This window comes from Anaerobiospirillum sp. NML120448 (assembly GCF_023050945.1).
Classification (GTDB): Bacteria; Pseudomonadota; Gammaproteobacteria; order Enterobacterales; family Succinivibrionaceae; genus Anaerobiospirillum.
On the sequence record NZ_JALKIM010000002.1, the window covers coordinates 46,734 to 64,028 of the forward strand.

The 17,295-nt window shown below is 39.5% G+C and carries 11 protein-coding genes; 6 read left to right on the forward strand and 5 right to left on the reverse strand.

Features of this window, described 5'->3' with window-relative positions:
- The first annotated feature begins 48 nt into the window (after positions 1-48).
- The 3 genes from flgH to MXE38_RS00800 all read left to right on the forward strand — a co-directional run bounded on the left by flgH (position 49) and on the right by MXE38_RS00800 (position 3,055).
- Entirely contained in the window at positions 49-741 is a 693-nt protein-coding gene (gene flgH, locus MXE38_RS00790; protein ID WP_246910043.1) for a flagellar basal body L-ring protein FlgH, read from the forward strand.
- 42 nt (positions 742-783) lie between these two features.
- Positions 784-1,887 (forward strand): flagellar basal body P-ring protein FlgI, encoded by a 1,104-nt coding sequence (locus MXE38_RS00795; protein ID WP_246910046.1) that lies wholly within the window; start codon positions 784-786, stop codon positions 1,885-1,887.
- A gap of 328 nt (positions 1,888-2,215) precedes the next feature.
- Positions 2,216-3,055, forward strand: coding sequence for a basic amino acid ABC transporter substrate-binding protein (locus tag MXE38_RS00800; RefSeq protein WP_246910048.1), 840 nt, complete (start codon positions 2,216-2,218; stop codon positions 3,053-3,055).
- A 796-nt stretch (positions 3,056-3,851) separates the two neighbouring features.
- On the opposite strand, the gene mglC is transcribed toward MXE38_RS00800, so the two are convergent.
- The 4 genes from mglC to MXE38_RS00820 all read right to left on the reverse strand — a co-directional run bounded on the left by mglC (position 3,852) and on the right by MXE38_RS00820 (position 11,382).
- Positions 3,852-5,072: a beta-methylgalactoside transporter permease gene (gene mglC / locus MXE38_RS00805; protein ID WP_246910050.1), complete on the reverse strand. Its 1,221-nt coding sequence runs from the start codon at positions 5,070-5,072 to the stop codon at positions 3,852-3,854.
- Positions 5,073-5,082: 10 nt separating this feature from the next.
- Positions 5,083-6,585 carry a sugar ABC transporter ATP-binding protein gene (locus tag MXE38_RS00810; RefSeq protein WP_246910053.1) on the reverse strand — a complete coding sequence of 501 codons (1,503 nt, stop codon included), beginning with the start codon at positions 6,583-6,585 and terminating at the stop codon, positions 5,083-5,085.
- Positions 6,586-7,664: 1,079 nt separating this feature from the next.
- Positions 7,665-8,690 (reverse strand): galactose ABC transporter substrate-binding protein, encoded by a 1,026-nt coding sequence (locus tag MXE38_RS00815; protein WP_246910054.1) that lies wholly within the window; start codon positions 8,688-8,690, stop codon positions 7,665-7,667.
- A gap of 967 nt (positions 8,691-9,657) precedes the next feature.
- A complete protein-coding gene (locus MXE38_RS00820; protein ID WP_246910057.1) occupies positions 9,658-11,382 on the reverse strand; it encodes a proline--tRNA ligase in 1,725 nt (574 codons plus the stop codon).
- Between the two features lie 564 nt (positions 11,383-11,946).
- Here MXE38_RS00820 and MXE38_RS00825 point away from each other — a divergent pair.
- From MXE38_RS00825 to mpl, 3 genes are all read left to right on the forward strand, one after another.
- Positions 11,947-12,195 (forward strand): hypothetical protein, encoded by a 249-nt coding sequence (locus tag MXE38_RS00825; protein ID WP_246910061.1) that lies wholly within the window; start codon positions 11,947-11,949, stop codon positions 12,193-12,195.
- A gap of 640 nt (positions 12,196-12,835) precedes the next feature.
- Positions 12,836-13,975 carry an FAD:protein FMN transferase gene (locus tag MXE38_RS00830; RefSeq protein WP_246910067.1) on the forward strand — a complete coding sequence of 380 codons (1,140 nt, stop codon included), beginning with the start codon at positions 12,836-12,838 and terminating at the stop codon, positions 13,973-13,975.
- Positions 13,976-14,182: 207 nt separating this feature from the next.
- Positions 14,183-15,574: a UDP-N-acetylmuramate:L-alanyl-gamma-D-glutamyl-meso-diaminopimelate ligase gene (gene mpl / locus MXE38_RS00835; protein ID WP_246910068.1), complete on the forward strand. Its 1,392-nt coding sequence runs from the start codon at positions 14,183-14,185 to the stop codon at positions 15,572-15,574.
- Between the two features lie 61 nt (positions 15,575-15,635).
- On the opposite strand, the gene MXE38_RS00840 is transcribed toward mpl, so the two are convergent.
- Complete coding sequence (locus tag MXE38_RS00840; protein WP_246910070.1) at positions 15,636-16,907, reverse strand: O-acetylhomoserine aminocarboxypropyltransferase/cysteine synthase family protein; 1,272 nt, start codon at positions 16,905-16,907, stop codon at positions 15,636-15,638.
- Positions 16,908-17,295: the final 388 nt, after the last annotated feature.

Consider the following 17,295-nt stretch of genomic DNA (forward strand, 5'->3'; position numbering starts at 1 on the left):
GTTAATAGCTTATGACAACTTTGTCACTGAACAATATATGGTGTTGTAATGGCGAATATTAAAGTTTGTTTGCTAGCTGCTGTTTTCCCTTTCATGTTAACAGGCTGTGCTTTGGATGCTATGGGCCCTCAGCCAGATGATCCAGATTTTGCTCCTGCATTGCCTGAAGAGGACTACACTACAGCTGTACCAAGCGGAAGTTTGTTTAATCCATATTCGTCGAATAATGGCTTATATACAGACACCCGTGCACATAAAGTTGGCGATCTTATTAGTGTTACCTTAGACGAGCGTACCACTGCATCTAAAAATGCTGGAACCTCTATGGGTAAGGAAAATAGCATTAATATGGGTATCTTAAATATAGGCGGTCGTCCAGTTACCGCTCATGGTTATGATACCTCTGTAGGTCTTACTAATAGTTCTGACTTTGCAGGATCTTCTGATGCCAGCCAGTCAAATCGTTTGAGTGGTAATATTTCCGTAAGCGTAGTTAAGGTATTGGCTAATGGTAATCTAGTAGTTCGTGGTGAAAAGTGGTTAATGCTTAACAACGGTAATGAATATATCCGTGTAACTGGCATTGTCCGCTCCGAGGATGTTAGCTCGGACAATACAGTGTCATCACAACGAATTGCTAATGCTCGTATTCAATACGGTGGTACAGGTGATTTTGCTAATACCCAAGAGCGTGGCTTAATTAGCAAGTTCTTTAATAGTGCTTTTAATATTTTCTTCTAAGCTATTAAAGTTTGAGCTAAGAACAAAGTCCAAGGAACGGATATGCGTATCTTTAAGTATTTTATAACGCTAGCCTGCATATTAGTTGTAGCTTTAAGCAGTGCGCAAAGCACTCGCCTTAAGGATTTAGCTAGTGTACAAGGTGTACGCTCTAACCAATTGGTTGGTTATGGTTTGGTAGCTGGTCTTGCAGGAACTGGTGAGAGTAACTCTAAGTTTACTGAGCAGTCATTCCGCTCTATGTTGAATAACTTTGGTATTAAGATTCCAGAGAATGTCAGCATTAAAATTTCAGACGTTGCTCCTGTAGTTGTTCATGCTGAAATGCCTCCTTTTGCTAAACCAGGTCAAAATATTGATGTAACTGTATCTGCAATTGGTGAGGCTGACTCCTTACGTGGCGGCTCATTACTTCAAACCATGTTAAGAGGTATTGACGGTAATGTGTATGCTATTGCACAAGGCTCCTTAGTAGTAGGTGGCTTAGGTGTAGAGGGTGCTGATGGTTCTCGAGTAACTGTTAATACTCCTACCGTAGGTCGTATTGTTAATGGTGCTACAGTAGAGCGTGAAATTCCTAACGATTTCAACTTAACTGATAGTATTACTTTTAACTTAGATCGTGCTGACTTTACCACTGCTAAGAATGTAGCTGATACCATCAATAATATTTACGGCGTAGGCTCTGCCTTAGCTCAAGATGCTGTATCCATTCGTGTGACTGCTCCTAGAGATCCTAGCAAGCGTGTTGAATTTCTCAGTGCTCTAGAAAACTTAGATATTGTTGAGGGCAAAGAAGAAGCTCGTATCGTAGTTAACTCTCGCACTGGAACTATTGTTGTAGGCTCTAATGTTCGTTTACGCCCAGTTGCAGTTACCCATGGTGGTTTAACTGTTACTGTAAACGAAGATCCTCAAGTTTCTCAGCCTGCTCCATTTAGTCAGGGTCGTACTACTGTAGTACCAAACTCAAATATTGCAGTAGAAGAGAAGCAAGGCCGTATGTTTAAGCTCGATACTGGAGCAACTTTGGATGATCTAGTACGTGCAGTAAATGAGGTAGGCTTAGCCCCAGGTGATTTAATGTCAGTATTAGAGGCTTTAGATCAGGCTGGTGCTATTGAAGGCCGCCTAGTAATTATTTAAAAAGTTTCCATCATAATTCAATCTAAACTTATGTAGCCTCATTACTAAGTTTTAGATACCCAAAACGCAGAAGTAACCCTTCTGCGTTTTTTTAACCTTAAATATTTATTAATATCGATATGTACATTAATAGGGCACTGCATTTTAGCTAAGATAGATTATGGTGCAAAATACCCTTTAAAGGCATTAAAACGATGCGTAATGCTAAAATGAGGCCTTATTATATTAGAGCAGAGCATCAAGCAACTTAGGAGATGACTAGCTAAGTTAAATGCTGGTTTGTAGCTGTACTCTGTGTAAGTATTGGTCTTGTTAGTAATAGGAAAAGATGATGTTTAAGAAAACTTTACTAGCTTTAGCTCTTAGTGTCTCTGCCGCTGCTTTATCTACCCAAGCTTTTGCAGAAACATTAAAGGTAGGTACTCACCCAACATTTGCTCCTTTTGAGTTTTCTGATCAAGATGGTAATGTCATTGGTTTTGATCTTGATGTGATTAAAGCTATTGCCAAAGCTAATGGCGATGAGATTCAAATTGAATCTATGCCTTTTGATGGTTTAATCCCATCTTTATTAACTGGTAATATCGATGTCATTATTTCTGGTATGACTATTACTGATGCTCGTAAAAAGCGTGTTTTATTCACTGATGGTTATTATGACTCCAACCTCTCTTACTTAATTAAGAAAGATAAGGCTGACGTTTATACCTCTGCTGAAGCTTTAAAGGGTAAGACTGTTTGTGTTCAAATTGGCACCACTGGTCACGCTTTTGCTGACACTATTACCCCAGGTAATGTTAAAGCTTTAAACAATGAGTCTGATGCTATTTTAGAGCTTTCTAATGGCGGCTGTGAGGCTGTAATTAACGATCGCCCTGTAAATCTTTATTATTTAAAGAAGTCTAATCTTGATACTTTAGTAGACGTTGTTGATCCTAAGTTCAAGGAAAATGTAGATTCATTTGGTATTGCCGTACGTAAGGGCAATAATGAGTTATTAGAGAAGTTAAACAAGGGCCTCAAAGACCTCCAAGCCTCTGGAGAGCTTGATAAGATCCACATAAAGTGGTTTGGCCAAAGCTCTAAAGAGCAAGCAGCAGAAGCTCCTGATGCACAAGAGCCAGCTGCAGAGGCTCCTGCAGCACAAGATGCTGCTAAAGAAGCTTAATTTAAAGCTTATTGCTTAACAATAATGAAAAAGCCTGACTTTTAGATATTCTATAAAGTCAGGTTTTTTATTTGCCTCCTGCCAAAAAAACATCTCATTTGGCAACATGCACTTTGCCCCAAAAGAGGCCTATCCAACCGCCACGCCGTACATACTTTGATGCTCTTACCAAGCACACAAGTAAAGTCATCCCTTAAGGCCAAGCTCTGCAACGTTATAGCCTGAGTTTTAGCAAAATGTAGCTGAGTTGAGTGAAGTGAAGTTAAGTGCATCTGGCAACTGCTGGGCATTATCAAAGTAAGCAGAACTGAGAGTAGTGAACAGGATGGAGCTGGGCTTAAGTTAAGCTGAATGCAGCGGAATAAAGCGAAGTAAAGTGCAGTGGAACTAAGTGGAGCTGAGAGGAGCTCAGCGAAGTGCAGTGCAGCGCAGCGGAGCAGAGCGGAGTGGAGTGGGATGTGGGCTAGAAAATAAAAAGGGCACATCTCCTAGAAGGAGACACACCCATGGTCACACCTCCTGCATGTAGAGATGTGTAATTGAGACAAGGTTTAACTTTTAATGCCGTATTACATTTTAATTAAGCCCTCTAAAGAGCAGTAATGCTTACAGATAATAAGCTAAGCTAAGAGCATAGACATAGCAATGAATATGGCTATGGTCTTAGAGCTCCTCATTTAAAAGCGCAGCTTGTAGCTGCGCCTTAGAGGCTCTATAAGTTGGCCTTATGAGCAAGGAGTAAGATACTCCTTGCTTAAGTTTTTTATAGAGCTTTGCAAAAGAAGCTAATATTATCTTAGTTCTTCTTACGATACTTACCCATATCGATAGCAACAGCGGTAGCAATAATGATACCCTTAATAACTTGTTGCCACATTGGGGATACGGAAATGAACTGTAAGCCGTAGGTAATAATGGTGAATACGAACACACCAGCAATAATGCCTGATACAGTTGCAATACCACCCATCAAGGAAACGCCGCCTACTACGCAAGCTGCGATAGCGTCAAGCTCATAGCCCATACCATATTGGTTGGTAGCACCAGCAGTACGTGCAGCTTCAAGCACACCAGCAATACCGTATAAACCAGCAGCTAAAACGAAGATGAAGAGGTTGGTAGCATATACGTTAACACCAGCAACAACGGCAGCTTCACGGTTACCACCTAAAGCATATACGTTCTTACCAAATACAGTCTTGTTAAGTACGAACCAAATAATTACAGTGATAGTTGCAGCAATTGGAATCAAGATTGATATACCAGGGAAGCCGCCACCTTGGAAGAACTTGGTTTGACCTAAAGCTGCAAAGTCTGGACGAACACCACCGATTGGCTGTGAGTTGTTTGGTGGAAGATCGAAGTATAAAGAGCAGCTACCATATACGATTACGGAGGTTGCTAAGGTTGCAATGAATGGGTGCATTTCATATTGAGCTACCAAGAAGCCATTGAGAGCACCGAACATCATACAGATACATACTGCTACCAAGATTGGGATGAATAATGGTAACTGAGCTAATTCTGGGAAGAAGCGGTTGCCATAATCAGCAGTCTGTAACATAGAGGTTGAAATAACGGCAGCTAAGCCTACGATACGACCAGCAGAAAGGTCACATCCTGCAATAATCAAGGTAAAGCAGATACCAAGTGCAATAATAAGCTTAGTTGAGGATTGGGTCATAATGTCTAATACAACTCGAATCTGCATGAAGCGAGGCTGTAAGAAACAAATGATCAATACCAAGACCACCATCGCAATAATAATTGCATAGTTGGTCAATACATTATTTAAGGTTTTTGCATTAAAAATGATGTCAGGAGCGTTAGCTCTTGGGTGGGTAACACGGTAACCATTTTGTACGGTCATCCATGCACCGATTAACATCATAATAATTGGAAGATCATATAAGGTCTTAATAGAGGCAAAGTAAAGAGCGATGCCTAATAAGATTATACCTACACCAATGCCAGTAAGGGCTTTATAGTAGGAGTTTTGAGAAATTGAATTTGCCATAGAGTCCTCTCTACTTCTTAAAGCTTGAAGCCAAGCGCATAATTTCAACTTGGTCGAAGTGTTCTTTATCAACAAAGCCAGTTACATGACCTTCGCACATAACCATAATGCGATCAGACATACCCATAAGTTCAGGCATTTCTGAGGAAATCATGATAATGGACTTGCCTTGCTTAATTTGATCAAGCATTAAGCTATAGATTTCGTATTTAGCACCAACGTCAATACCACGAGTTGGCTCATCGAAAATAATGATGTCAGAATTAGTTAAGAGCCAACGAGCAATCAACACCTTCTGCTGGTTACCACCAGAGAGGTTCTTAATTGGAGTTTGCAAGTCAGGAGTCTTAACGTGTAATTCCTTACAAGAGCCTTCAGCAGCAGGGATACGCTTTTCGTTATCAAGAATACCCATCTTAGCGAAGCTTTGTTGAGCAGCAATAACAGTATTATCGAGAATGGATAAGATACCGAAAATACCGTTTTGGCGACGCTCTTCGGTTAACAGAGCGATACCATTGCGCTTGGCATCACGTACGGACTTGATATTAATCTCTTTGCCGTTCTTAAAGAGTTGACCTTCTTTTAAGGTACGTAAACCGAAGATAGTTTCTACTAACTCAGTTCTTTGTGCACCAACCAGACCGCCAATACCTAAGATTTCACCACGGTGAAGCTGGAAATTAACATCAACAAAGGAGCGAGGAGCTTCGGCTGTGAAGTTCTTAACTTCAAGTACTACCTCATCGCTAGGCTTATCCTCACGGATAGGGAATCGATTAGACATATCACGACCCACCATCTTGCGGATAATGAAGTCTTGATCGATGTCTTTAGCTAAGTAGGTTCCGATGTACTTACCATCACGCATGATGGTTACATCGTCAGAGATTCGTAAAATTTCTTCCATCTTGTGAGAGATGTAGATAATTGAACGGCCTTCGTCTCTTAGCTTATTAATAATCTTGAACAGATACTCAACTTCGTTCTCAGTTAAGGAAGAAGTTGGCTCGTCCATAATAATAATTTTGGCATCGTAGGAGATAGCACGGGCAATTTCTACTAGCTGAAGCTTAGAAGCAGAAACTTTACCTGCCAGCTCTTTTGGATCTACATCCAGGCCAATGCTTTTGAAAAGATCAACTGTCTTATCAAACATGGCTTGGTGATCTACGAATCCAAATTTAGTTGGGAAACGACCAATCCATACGTTTTCCATAACAGAACGGAAGCGTATAGGGTGGAGCTCTTGGTGAATCATGGAAATACCCATGGCCAGAGCTGCTTTGGTGTTTGGAATGTCGTTAATGGACTTGCCATTGTAAAGAATGGTACCCTCATCAGGGTGATACAGACCAAACAGACATTTCATGAGCGTAGATTTACCAGCACCATTCTCACCCATGAGGGCATGAACAGTACCTGGTCTGACCTTTAGATTGGCATGATCAAGTGCCAATACACCAGGGAAGCGCTTCACGATGTCGTTCATCTCAAGGACGTACTGACTCATGAAAAATGATCCTCTTATCTAATGTAAGATTAAGTTGCAAATATTTGCAGCTCTTAAAACTTTTTCTTGCAATGAGTATGTCTCTAAAGATATTTAAGATCTTCCAAATTTTTCTTGTCAGGACTGAGCTTTCAATACTATTTTCTTTGCATGCATCTAGGCTCTGATAAAACTTAGTTTTATATAACCAAAATCAAAGAAAATTTAAGGACGATGGGATTGTAGGTAAAGCGTTGTTCATCAAGCAGATAAACTTACGTTTAACAACGTTGTTAACAGCTTGATTATATAAACGCGATAAATACTATCGCTTTGTCTTTAACCTTTATGTTGTATGATTGCTCTAAATATCAAAAAAGATAAATAGGCCTGAAAGAAATGGGGAACTTAACTAGGTTAAGCTCCAAAAAATGGGATAACCTTATCTTTTAATGACCTGCATGTACTAGGTACACGCTCACTCTAATTACAATACGACACTTATCTACCATGGGAAAAAATAGTTAAAGAATTGTATTTAATTTAGAGTATCTTTATAGACAACTATCTATTTTTAGCTTGCGCTAAGGAAGTTTTGGTCAAACTCCCTCTCTAGAGATAAAACTTCTGGTTAACCAAAATAATCTTTAGTTTGCCTCTAGACATGTCATTGCAATTAAATAAGCAAGTGAAAAGAACTAAACTTAATCTTATACCTTGTTACTAACAACTAATAAAGTGTAAGTAACGCATTTTAAGAACAGTTAGTACTATTCCTATTGGTTCATAGTTGAGCGTCAGCTTTACTATCAACCGACAATCAGCCCAGTAACACCTATCTTTCAAATTAGTGCATTGTCGTGGCAGTTATGTGCGTTTTATCCTATAAAAACAGGATAACATGACAATGACGCTATAGGGATGACTGCATTGTCGTGCAATTGTGTTTATTTCACGATTATCTCGCACAATAATGCTGACGTTGTCGATTTTTGAAAGATATGTGCAGTAATCTTGACGATCACTGGGCTTTTTATTTAAAGCAGCTAAACAAGTTATTAACTGCTAGCTGCTTTAAAATTCTTTAAGAGAATAAGGAATTACATGAAGTCCTTGTAGTTCTCTTGGGTAACACGTACGTATGGAATCCATACATACTTGCCATCAGTGATCTTGTAGCCAATAGCCTCATCGGTAACTGGCTTGCCTTGAGCAGCTTCGTTAGCGATACGAACAGCGGCGGTACCCTGGTTAACAGCGTCGTTTAAGGAGGTACCTAACAATTGACCCTTAGCAATAGCCTGAAGAGCTGGAGCAGTTGCGTCTACGCCTACAACAGGGACGAACTTGGAAGGATCCTTGCCATCAGTACCGAGGTTGTAGCCCTCAGACTTTAATGCCTCAACAGCACCTAAAGCCATGTCGTCGTTATTAGCAAGAACAGCCTCGATTGCATCAATACCTAAAGAGGTAATGAAGTTCTTCATCTTATCGTGGCCTTGTACCTTATCCCAGTTGGCGTTGTCAGAACCAATCTCAACGATATCAAGACCAGCTTCCTTCATAGCCTTTACGCAGTACTCAGAACGTAAGGTTGCGTCCTGGTGGCCTTGCTCGCCCTTAATTAAGATGTACTGGAGCTTGCCGTCCTTGTTCTTATCTGCCTCTGGGTGGGCCTTGAAGTACTCAGCGATTAACTGACCACCGATGGTGCCTGACTCTTCTGCCTTAGCACCTACGTAGTAGGCCTTGCTCCAACCATCTAAAACAGCCTTATCTGGCTCACGGTTGATGTAAATAATTGGTAAATCAGCAGACTTAGCCTTATCAGCTAATGGGCCAGCAGCACTACGATCTACTGGGTTGATAATTAAAGCATTAACGCCCTTGGTGATGAAGGTATCAACTTGGTCGTTCTGCATTGGCTGACGGTTTTGGGAGTCTACAAGCTCAATCTCAGCGCCAACACTTTCTGCAGCTTTTTGCATGTTGTTACGAACACCAGTCATGAAAGTGTCGTCAAACTTATAAATGCATGAGCCGATAAGTACGTCTTCTGCCTGAGCAGTACCAATAGCAGCGGTTGCAACGAGAGCAGCAGCGATTGCGGTAAGAGACTTCTTCATAGATCTAAGATCCTCCAAAAAAATATGAACTGTCTTAAGGCACTTTCGTCAGCAAATTATCTATTATTGCCTGCCGAACTAAAGTAAGGTCAGGACAACGATATATGATTTAGTTGGAAAGTTAAGTTAAGTTATGCCAAGTGCTTTCCTAACTTGATACCAAATTTATTTGGTAGTGCTTAATTTTTTTTAAATAAGCTACAGCAAAGAAAGTTAGGTTTAATGACTTAGTCATATTGTTCCTTAAGTCATGTACATGATAGTGATTTAGCGTTAGAAAAACTGCGATCATTATCGAAAAAATATTTGATGAATTTTTAAGCGATATAAATGAAGATATAGATATAACAAATAATTTCTATTTCAATAGAATGGCTTATATAAGCCAATGTTACAAAATTTCATGAAAAAGTCGTATACGCTTTCAGTTAGCTAGATTTCTATTTTGTGAATTAGATCACTATTTAAAATTACCAATAAAAGCACATCAATTTTAGCTAAGATTCAATAACTAGTTTTAATAAAGTAAAAAGTCGATATGGCAAACGGTTGTAGGTTAATTTTTAGCAAAAAATAAGGCTAAAAACACCATTTTTGTGCTTTTGCAAAAAAGGCACACCAAATTTCAGTAAAAGCAAATTTTTACAATTTTTTATATAAGCAAAGCTGATTTAAAACACTATCAAAAATAGCGCAAATTCAATCTTAAACAGAAATTTCTATACAATAAAACATGATATATAAGGGAAAATTGCTGTTATTGGTTTTGAAAATAACTAACATTCTAGTGTGAGATGAAATGGGTAGATAAGCAATTAAAGATTGTGAGCAAAAAGAGGTTGCAGGGGCACAAAATATCAGTAGTTAAGTAGGAACTACTTTGTGCGTAATATTAATTTCGGTTAAAGGAAAACAAAAAAAGCCATATACCTGGGTATATGGCTTTTTTGAGAACTATTAATAGAGATTAGATATTAAGCTTGGCTTTAATATTCTCTAAAATTTGGTCGGCGGCGATGCTTTCTTTTTCACCGCTGCGACGGTTCTTGTACTCAATAATACCTTGAGCTAAGCCCTTAGCACCAATGGTAATAACATGAGGAATACCGATAAGCTCCATATCAGAGAACATAACGCCAGCACGCTCATCACGATCATCGTAAAGAACTTCTACGCCTAAAGCCTCTAATTCGTTATAGAGCTTCTCAGAGGCGTTCTTAACTTCCTCTGACTTGCCAAGACCTAAAGCAATGATACCTACAGTAAATGGAGCCATGGAATCAGGCCATACAATGCCCTTATCGTCATGGTGCTGCTCAATAGCGGCAGCAACAACACGGGTTACACCAATACCATAGCAGCCCATCTCCATAGGAATGTTCTTGCCATTCTTGTCAGTTACAGTAGCGCCCATAGCCTCTGAGTACTTGGTGCCAAGCATGAATACTTGACCAACCTCAATACCCTTACGTAATAAGATCTTGCCATGGCCATCAGGGCTTGGATCGCCTTCGACAACATTACGTAAGTCAGCTACTTCATAAGTAGGAATATCACGATCAAAGTTTACATTGATTAAGTGGTGGCCATCTTCGTTAGCACCACAAGCAAAGTTGCTCATGATGTTAGCATTGCGGTCGATAATAATACGACCCTTAAAGCCAACAGGGCCTAAGGAGCCTGGGTGCGCACCAGTAAACTCAAAGATTTCCTCGTCGGTAGCAAACTCTAAAGGATTGGAAACACCAGGGAGCTTGCCAGCTTTAATTTCGTTAAGTTCTTCATTGCCACGTAAGCAAAGCATAATAAGTTCGTACTTGCCATCAGCATCTGGCTCGCCACGAACTAATAAGCTCTTCATAACCTGATTAGACTCAATCTTAAGAGCCTTTGCTGCCTCATCAACAGTATGACAGCCTGGAGTTGGAACCTTAGAGTATGGATCCTTGGCCTCACCACGGCTTTCTAATGGAGCTAAAGCCTCAGCCATTTCAATATTGGCTGCATAATTGGATTCATCAGAGTAAGCAATAGTATCTTCACCAGCATCGGCTAATACTTGGAACTCGTGAGAGTGATTGCCACCAATTGATCCTGTATCTGCTTCTACAGCACGGAAAGTTAAGCCAAGACGAGTAAAGATAGCAGTATAAGCATCGTACATGTCTTGGTAGGTTTGCTCTAAAGACTCGTGATCAACGTGGAAGGAGTAACCATCCTTCATAATGAACTCACGGCCACGCATAACACCAAAACGAGGGCGAACTTCATCACGGAACTTAGTCTGAATTTGATAAAGGTTCATTGGTAATTGGCGAGCAGACTTAATTTCATTACGGCATAAAGCAGTAATTACTTCTTCGTGAGTTGGGCCAAGTACAAACTCGTTTTGCTTACGATCATTTAAGCGGCATAATTCAGGGCCATACTTTACATAACGACCAGACTCACGCCATAAATCAGCAGGCTGAACTACAGGCATTGATAATTCAATAGCACCCTTTTTGTTCATTTCCTCACGGATAATGGCTTCAACCTTGTGTAACACTCTCAAGCCAGTCGGTAACCAGTTGTAAATACCTGATGCTACCTGACGAATTAAGCCAGCACGGAGCATTAAACGGTGGCTATCAACTACAGCCTCAACTGGATTCTCTTTTAATGTTGAGAGTAAATAACGACTAGTGCGCATGGATGAATTAAACCCTAATCAAATTACACTGGCAGCTAATAAAGAGCTGTCATTTAAACAATGCCAATTGTGTCAGCTAAACAACAAATGGCTTTCTACTAAGCTAGATGAGCAACTTAGTGATAGATTGCAAAAGTAAAAACTTATAATTTGTAGATCATACTTTTGCAATCCATCACGCAAAATAGTTGTATATCAGGATATTAAGCCCCTTAAGTAGGAGGCTAATAAATAAGGTCTAGCCTCGCTCAAAAATAAAACTTTGTGAGCTAATGCGCAATTATATCAGATTGCTATTTGTAGCGCAGGAAAGCTTGAATTTATGTTTTTTATCAGATAACTATTAGTTCGCCTTTATGAGTTTATTTTTCCTTGAGAATTTCTTATTTGTGATGTTTAATGTAAGAGGAATTTAACGCAATCTTGCTAATATACTAATTTTGCTTAATAGTTAGCTCCAATCTAGCTAAAGCACTTGGCTCGTCAAAGTTAGTAATACATTCAGTATCTTTTAGGATCACGCTTAAATTTTCTTTCTTTTTCGTTAGCTATTGAGGTGTTTTGATGGTTTACTTAGTTTCATTTGGCATTTTCATTCTTTTTGTTGGTTGTCTTGCTATCAGCTTAATTTTCAAGCGTGGTGGTCTAAAGAGTGAAAGCGAAGCCCACGAGCTTTTAGAGGGCTTAAGCTGTGCTGCTTGTACTAATAGCTCATGTGGTTTCCAAGGTCAAAAACGCAAGCCAACTAAGAAGTGCTTAAGTCAGGCTGATGCTGATGACAAGGATGCCAATATTGCATTTAAGCAAGTTTAAGTGAGTTTTGAAAAAATTAGAGCTAGTTAGTTTTTACTAAAAAATTAGCAAGAATACCCCTGCCTTGAGTAAAGCTAAAAACATATAGCCAAGCTACGCAGGGGTTTAATTTGCCTAAAATTTGGCATATACCTTTATTTTTTCCTGCCTTTGATTTTTTACATGCTTTATCAGTCAATGCTATTGCTATAGCTCGACCAATATTATTATCAATATCAATATGCCGTGGCTTGATTAGATAAATCTTGATGAATATAGGATTTTGTCAAAATCAACATCCTTAGAGCCAGAACCTCTATAGTGCTCTCCTGAGCACGGCAAGGCTCCATGCGCTGTTGCGCATTAGCAGCAGTGGCGCAATTGCGCAGTGGAGCAGTGGCGCAAGCTTTGCGCTGGAGCATAAGCTTGCTAAGGAGATGGGGGACAGGACTGCGATGGTTTAGTAGGAGTGAGTAATACCAATTGGAGAGCTGGTGTAAGGGACTTGAGATGGTGGTGCTTGGTTGAGAGGTAAAACATAGTTTTAAATTTACAAGTGTAGACTATTACTTACATGTGTAGGTTTGTGACTAACTCAAAACAAAATATTTGTTGTAATATTAATTAACATTCTATGTGAGTCTTAGTTGGGGGCAAAGTGATGAAATATAAAAAAGGCCTAACCTTATTATCAGCTGGCGTAATGGCAGCTGTTTTGTCTTTAGGTGTTACTGGTTGTAATGAAAAAACACAGCCACAAGCTACTGATATAGTGGCAGAAAAAACCACTCAGGTTACCAAGCTTGAAGGTAAAACTTTTGGCACTTTTTATTACATCACAGTACCAGGAGGCTATCCAGGCGGTAAAGAAACTTTACAAAAAGATGCTGAATTTGTTTTTAAGAAAGTTTCTGATGCTATTTCAACATTCGATAAAAACGCTGAAATTGCTCGCTTTAATGACTTTAAGAGTACTGAGGACTTTGTAATTTCAGGCTATCTAGCAAATATTATAGAAGAAGTATCTCGCCAATCATTACGTGTTGATCAGGCCATGGATCCAACAGTAGGCCCGTTAGTAAATTTATGGGGCTTTGGCCCATCAGGAGATATCAAGAAATCTCCAACTGATGAGTTAATTGCTCAAACTAAGAGCTATGTAGGATTGGATAAATTTGAGCTTCGCAGAGCTGGCAATACTGCTTATTTGCGTAAAGCTGATCCACGAGTAGCTTTAGATTTATCTACCATTGGTGAGGGTTTAGCTGCTGACGAGTTAGCTGCCTTAATGGACGAAAAGAATATTCCTAGCTATATGATTGCTGTAGCAGGAGCTATTCGCTCTAAAGGTGGTAATGCTGATGGTAAGTTGTGGCGTGTTGGTGTAGAAGATCCATTAAGCCAAGGTGCCAAGGTATTCCAAGTAGTTTGTCCACAAGGCATGGCTATTTCAACTGCTGGATCTTATCGTAATTTCTTCCTAGATGAAGACACTAATAAGTTCTACTCCCACGTAATTGACACTAAGACTGGTCGTCCTATTGATCACCGTACTGTTTCCGTAACCGTAATTGATAAGAGTGCTATGGTTACTGATGCCTTAGATACTGGTTTATTAGTGCTAGGCGCTCAAGAGGCTGTACAGTGGGGAAACAAAAACAGCACTCCAGTTTATGCTATCGAAATTGATGACGAAGGCAAACAAGTAGCTACTTACTCTCGTGCTTTTGAACCATACTTAAAGTGTGTGGTTAATCAGAATATTGCGACAGCTGCACCACCTGCTCAAGGTAGCAATTAAGATTAGTTAAATTATTTTGTATGATAAGGGCCAAGTTTCTATTAACAGTAGAGCTTGGCCTTTGTTATATATTAGATAAGATAGTATCATTGGATAGGTTAAGCTTAATAGGCTTTAGCTAGATAGGTGGGCCTATTAGAGCTATTTAGTTGGTAGTTTATAAATCATTATTCGCAGCTTGAGCTGCATACCTTCAATGGGTTTAACATGCATATTCACATCTTAGGAATTTGTGGCACCTTTATGGGCGGTATAGCCTTAATTGCCAAACAAGCAGGACATAAGGTAACTGGTTCAGATCAAAATGTTTATCCTCCTATGAGTGATGAGCTTAAAGAGGCTGGTATTGAGATTTATCAAGGCTATGGTGCTGAACAATTAGATTGCAAGCCTGATTTAATCGTGGTGGGCAATGTAATAAAGCGTGGTATGCCTGTAATTGAGCGTATGCTTGATGAGCGTTTCAATTATGTCTCTGGCCCTGGCTTTTTAGAAGATCTCTATTTACGCTCTAAGACAGTGTTAGCTGTCTCTGGTACCCATGGCAAAACTACCACAAGTGCTATGCTCACTTGGATTTTAGAATATGCTAAGAAAAATCCTGGTTTTTTAGTAGGTGGTATTCCAGAAAACTTTGGTTATTCAGCACGCAGCAGCGATAGCGAGTATTTCGTTATTGAAGCTGATGAATATGACTGTGCTTTCTTTGATAAGAGATCTAAGTTTGTTCATTACCATCCTAATATTGCCATTATTAATAATATTGAATTTGACCATGCTGATATCTTTAATTCCATTGAAGATATTAAAAAGCAATTCCATCAGATGGTAAGAATTATTCCATCCTCAGGCACAGTAATTTATCCTGCCCATGATCAAAATGTGGTTGATACTATCAAGAAAGGTTTATGGTCTAAGCCTTTAGCTGTGGGTGATAGCTCCTGCCCTTATCAGCTTAGAATTGATAAAGAAGATGGTTCTAAGTTTAGTGTTTTAGACACTATTGGTGAGCTCTTATGCTCAGTAGAGCTTAAGGCTACAGGTTTGCATAATGCTCACAATGCTTTTATGGCCTTATTAGCCGCTCATGAGGTAGGGGTAGACTTTAAAGAAGGTGCCCAGGCTTTAGGTAAATTCAAAATGCCAAAGCGCCGTATGGAGTTAGTAGGTGAGATTGGTAATATCAAGGTCTATGACGACTTTGCTCATCATCCAACAGCAATTGCTACTACTATCGAGGGCCTTCGTAAGAGTGTGGGTGCAGATAAACACATTATTTGTGTGTTTGAGCCACGCTCTAACTCTATGAAAATGGGTGCCAATAGCGAGCTGTTAGGTGCTTCATTTAAAGATGCTGATGAAGTCTTTGTCTATCAAAATGAAGCTGTAAGCTGGGATATGTCTATCTTAGTACGTGATTGTCCTAAGCCATTAACTATTGTTGATACCAATACTGCTGACTTGATTGCTCAAGTGGTGGCGGCTGCTACAGCTGCGGCTACTAAAGATAACACCTACGTTATTGTAATGAGTAATGGTGGTTTTGAGAACGTCAAGGGACGCTTGGTGGAAGCTTTAAAACAAGCTAATAATCTCTAAGATGAAAAAAGGCACAAAATATTAATTTTGTGCCTTTTTTTAGCTAAGCTAAAGCAAAACTTTAAACTTGCTCTAAAGCTTGCTTAAGATCAGCAATAATGTCCTGTACATCTTCTAAACCTACAGATAAACGTACTGAGCCAGGGCAAATACCTGCATTCTTTAATTGTTCATCAGTAAGCTGACGGTGAGTAGAGCTAGCTGGGTGAAGAACGCAGCTCTTAATATCAGCTACGTGTACCTTTAAGTTAATGAGCTTAAGGCTATCAATAAAGCGAGCACCAGCGTCACGACCACCCTTTAAGTTAAATGAAATTACACCAGAGGCACCCTTTGGTAGGTACTTCTTAGCTAATTCGTAATCGCTAGAACTCTCTAATAGAGGATAAGAGATAGACTCAATCTTATCGCAGCCCTCAAGATATTTAGCTACTTGAAGGGCATTGGAGCAATAGCGCTCCATACGTAAAGGCAGGGTTTCTAAGCCCTGATTAATATAAAAAGCATTTTGTGGGCTTTGTAAACAGCCTAGATCACGAATTAATTGGGCACGTGCTTTAACAATATAAGCAGCTTTGCCAAAAGCTTCTGTGTAAACACAGCCGTGATAAGAAGGATCGGGCTGACTAAACTCAGCAAACTTGTCCTTATGAGCAGCCCAGTCAAAATTACCAGAATCAATTACGGCACCGCCTACAGATAAAGCATGACCGTCAATGTACTTAGTAGTAGAGTGCATAACAATATCAGCACCATACTCAATAGGACGGCATAAGTAAGGGGTAGCAAAAGTATTATCTACAATTAAAGGCACGCCATTATCATGGGCAAGCTTAGCAATACGCTCAATATCAAGTACGTGAGTAGATGGGTTAGCAATAGTTTCAGCAAATACAGCCTTGGTATTTTCTTTAAAGTATTGGCTTAACTCTTCATTAGACTTAGTTTCATCAACAAAAGTAAGATCAATACCAAAACGCTTAAAGGTAACTGCTAGTAAATTGATAGTGCCGCCGTATAAATTTGAGCAGGCTACTACGTGATCACCACTCTTACAAAGATTGAGCAGAGAAATTAAGCAGGCAGCCTGGCCTGAGCTGGTACAAATAGCTCCGACACCGCCCTCAAGCGCAGCTATTTTTTGCTCAACAGCATCAACAGTTGGATTAGCTAAACGAGAGTAGAAAAAGCCAGCAGCTTGTAAGTCAAAAAGCTTGGCTACCTCGTCGGTAGTGTCATATTTAAAGGTAGTGCTTTGGTAAATAGGAAGAGCACCTGCCTCTCCATTTTTTGGTTGATATCCTGCGTGCAGACACTTAGTTGCAAATTCCATTGATAGCTCCTTAAAACATTAAGCAACTGTGATTAGCTCGGCAAGTGAATGCACAGATACTTGCTTGAGCATAAAACATGAGCACAAAGCTCACAGTAATTCCAGCTGTGTTAATAATAGGCTAGCCAATTAGACATTGCTCAAAAAACTGGTGTTTGCACCAAAAAATCACTATTAGAATCTTAAAGAGCAAAGTGTTGATCCTTTTTGATGCAATATATGTTGATTAAACCATCAAAAAGATAGATAGATAAGAAAAGAGCTAAATGATGCTGTAATTAAGGTGATTAGAATACGAGCACACAAACTGCCATCAAAATAAAAATGTGTGCTCGCTCACAATTTACTGAAAGTAAAACCACTTTATATCAGATTGATTTGTGATCCA